Annotated in this window: 6 protein-coding genes; all 6 read left to right on the top strand. The window is 32.7% G+C overall.

The features are described from left to right. A partial coding sequence (locus N2712_07840) for a hypothetical protein (GenBank protein MCX8029887.1) occupies nt 1-360 on the top strand: 360 nt, incomplete at its 5' end. Further along, complete coding sequence (locus tag N2712_07835; GenBank protein MCX8029886.1) at nt 353-1,381, top strand: hypothetical protein; 1,029 nt, start codon at nt 353-355, stop codon at nt 1,379-1,381. The genes N2712_07840 and N2712_07835, both read left to right, overlap by 8 nt. Nucleotides 1,382-1,464: 83 nt before the next feature. Continuing rightward, nucleotides 1,465-2,001, top strand: a complete 537-nt coding sequence (locus N2712_07830) for a hypothetical protein (GenBank protein ID MCX8029885.1) — start codon at nt 1,465-1,467, stop codon at nt 1,999-2,001. Nucleotides 2,002-2,003: 2 nt separating this feature from the next. After that, nucleotides 2,004-2,801, top strand: a complete 798-nt coding sequence (locus N2712_07825; protein MCX8029884.1) for a phage BR0599 family protein — start codon at nt 2,004-2,006, stop codon at nt 2,799-2,801. Further along, nucleotides 2,801-3,298, top strand: coding sequence for an NlpC/P60 family protein (locus N2712_07820; protein ID MCX8029883.1), 498 nt, complete (start codon nt 2,801-2,803; stop codon nt 3,296-3,298). Before N2712_07825 ends, N2712_07820 begins: the two co-directional genes overlap by 1 nt. Beyond that, the coding region (locus N2712_07815; protein ID MCX8029882.1) for a hypothetical protein at nt 3,298-3,543 on the top strand (246 nt) is incomplete at its 3' end. The genes N2712_07820 and N2712_07815, both read left to right, overlap by 1 nt.

Raw genomic sequence — 3,543 nt, 5'->3', positions numbered from 1 at the left:
GCTCTTACTTCTGCTGGTAACCCACTTCAGTTTGCTTATGGGACTGGGGACTTATTTTATGATAGTGGTTTCTGGAGACCAAACAATTATTGTCAGGGGCTGCAATATCACAATGCAGTTTCATATAACCCGTTTACACAAAAAGCAACAATAATAAAGCCAATTGTTAGCGTTAAACCTACCATAGGTGGTTATACTTATTTTTTCCCGATAGGAGAATTGCCTTATTATGCCGCACCGCATTATCCTAATTTTGTAACTGGTCAAGAAGTAACTTATGGAAATAGAAAATTTATTATGTTTCCTTTGTTAAGATATACTGAAACTCATGGCATAGCAGTTGAAATAGAAAATGTATAGTGTTGCTGACATAGGATTATTTGCTGGAGATGAAATATTATTTCTACATACTGCTATTCCAAGCCAAACCAGTTTTGGTGGAGATTTAAATGTTGTTAAGCCAACTATATCTTATTCTTCAGGTATAGGCGTAGTAGCTTCTGATATGACAAATGTTATTTATAATCAGATATGGATAGTTCCTACAAAAATTAATGCGGGTCTGGTCACTAAAACAGAATATTATGATGTTTATATATGGAATGCTTATATTTACCAAGTAAAAACTATACAAGAAGTTGTAAGAGTAAGTCTATTTGATGTTTATTTCTCACAAAATTTGTCTAATAGGCAGTTGAAAACTCTGGAGTTATTACAAACAAGTATAGTATGTGAAGGTTCTGGAGTACCTTTTTTTGATGGCTATTTCAAACTCAAGATAAGTGGCGAATACTATTATATCTATGTTTTAGGTCAAAGAATTTTGGTTTTACCTGTAGTTCATTTTCTTGCAGATAGTTACAGGTTTATATATCAGTTTGAAGTTGCTAAAGCTATTAACAATGTAATGAAGGAACAAAGAAGACTGATACATCCTTCATGCATTAGAAGTATTTCTGGCAATGTTTATATTCCAGAGTTAAGCAAAAATTTTACAGTAAATATTATGGATAGACTTGGAGGTAAAGTTTTAGGAGTATCAATCCCCCATGAAAAAATGACACCTACTGCTAACAATATTCAAGGGCTGACAACTGTATATGTAAATGAAACTATATCAAACTATACAGAATTGTCAAGCTCAAAATTTATTCTTGCTTTTAGAGAAGATAACTTTGCTTATGAATGTCTTGTCGTCAGTAGTATAGATTTACCTAACAAAAAAATTACTCTTAACAGTGCGGTTGTAGGTGATTTTCCTAAAAGCGTTACAGTGCTGTTTCCACTTCTGGTATCAAAGGCAGATTCAGTCTCTGTTGAAGCCAAAGTAGGTAATTATGCAATTGCTGACATATCAATAACTGAGGTGTTTACAGGGTGAACTATATATCTGGGTTGGGTTCAGTTACAAGTATATTACTTAATAGCCCTTTATTAGATGATTTTACTTGCGATTTTCAACCTATGGGAAGTATCTTAAATTTTCCTGGTACTAAAATATCTGCATATATTTTTGGCAATGGGAGAAGGCAAATAAAGGCAAGTTTCTTCTTTAAGACAAGAGCTGAATACAAAGAATTTGTTGATTTTTATATACAAAGAAAAGGTGAATTTAGCAAGTTTTGGGTTTTAAACTGGATAAATGAATTTGAACTAACTCAAACTGTTACATCTGGCTCAATACTGCTTCCTATTAAAAGAGTGGGGTTTGATGAACGATATACAGGGCATGAAAGAATCTTCATGATAGTTGGGGAAGATTTAATTATTAGGAAGGTTGTAGATGCTGAAATAGTTAATAATCAAGTTGAAAATATTATAGTTGATTCTGGTGTGCCTTATACTATTTATCCAAGCTCTGTGTCTATGTTTGGTAGAGTATTACTTGTTAGGTTTGACGGTCAACTTGAGATGAACATAAGTAGAGCAGATGACTCTACACTATATGCGAAAACTACAGTTACTATGATAGAGTTACCATATGAATATGCGGAGGTGTAGTTATGTCATATAATATTCAAATAACAAAGACAGAAGTTCCTTACTTTGTAGAGCTATATCAATTTATTACTACTGAATGGGCTTTATATTTAACACCGTATAGATATAAAATTACTAAGAGTGATATAGAATATACGCCTACAGTGATGGAAAGAACTGATTTTGAAATAGAAAAAGGTGAAGAAAGAACTGTTACTATATCTTTTGCAACAAGGGAAAATGTGAGCTTAACTTTTTTAACTTCTAATATTCCTCGTATTAGAGTGAAAATTATTAGATATTTTGTTGAGGCAGATGTAGAAAAAGTGTTATTTGTAGGTGAAGGAGATATTGTTGGTGTTTCTAACAGAGTTTTAACACTGAAGGCTGTAGATATTCTTTCACTGAATAAATGTAAAGTGCCACCTTTCGTTTACTCTGCTTACTGCAACAATACATTATTTGATAGTAGATGTTTGCTAAATAAAAATAACTTTAGGCTTACAACTATAGTTACTGTGCATAGTGGAGGTTCTACTCTTGCTTCAACTCAACTTCAAAGCTATGCATCAGATTTTTTTACATATGGTTATGTTGAGTGGGGTAGTAATACAAGATTAATTACAAAACATGACAATACAGCTGGTGTTATTCATATTCATGTGCCTTTTGATGAAGATGTAAACGGTCAAACTGTTAAGATATATGCAGGTTGTGATAAGACAGCACAGACTTGTAAAAATAAGTTTAATAATCTTCAGAATTTTTTAGGTTTCCCATACATACCACTTAAAAATCCTGTTATATGGGGAGTTTTATAATGTGGAGATGGCATTTTTTAGATGATGAAAAATGGGCTAAGGTTGAAGCAGAATTAAAAAGTTGGCTTAATACACCATATCTGCATATGCATGGTATTAAAGGCAGAGGAGCTGACTGCAATCAATTCATTGGTGCTATGCTTACAATAGCTGGGATTATAGAGTATGGATATGAATTTGAGTATTATTCTGCTGACTGGTATGAGCATACAGAAAGACAAATTATTATGGAATATGTAAAAATGCATAGACAAAATTTAAAAGATGAGCTTGATTATCTTGAAATGGATTATACAGAAGATTTAGAGCTTATGCGTGGTGATTATCTTGGATTTTCTGTATTTAGCACAAAAGACATAATTAATCATTCTGGCATTTATCTTGGAGATGGCACTTTTATAAATTCTGCACCTAACAGAGGAGTTTGTATCTATGAGCTTAATGATTACTGGAAACGGCATTTAAAAAAAGTTATCAGAGTATTTGAGGTGATATAATGGGTTTTCCACTTATCTTTGGAGCTTTACTAACAGGTGCTGTAACAACAGTGTTTTATGGTATTTGGGCTGGATTAGTAATGGCAGGCTTAACTTTACTAATGGGGCTTATCTCTCCTGTTCCAAAAACAAATCTAAAACCAGCTTCACTCTCTGATTTTAAATTTACACAAGCTGATGAAGGGCAACCAATTCCACTTGTATATGGAATAGTAAAAATTCCTGGCAATATTATTTATTATGGG

The sequence above is a fragment of the Brevinematales bacterium genome (assembly GCA_026415355.1).
In the GTDB taxonomy this organism is placed as follows: domain Bacteria; phylum Spirochaetota; class Brevinematia; order DTOW01; family DTOW01; genus SKYB106.
This window is presented reverse-complemented; position numbering and strand designations above follow the sequence as displayed.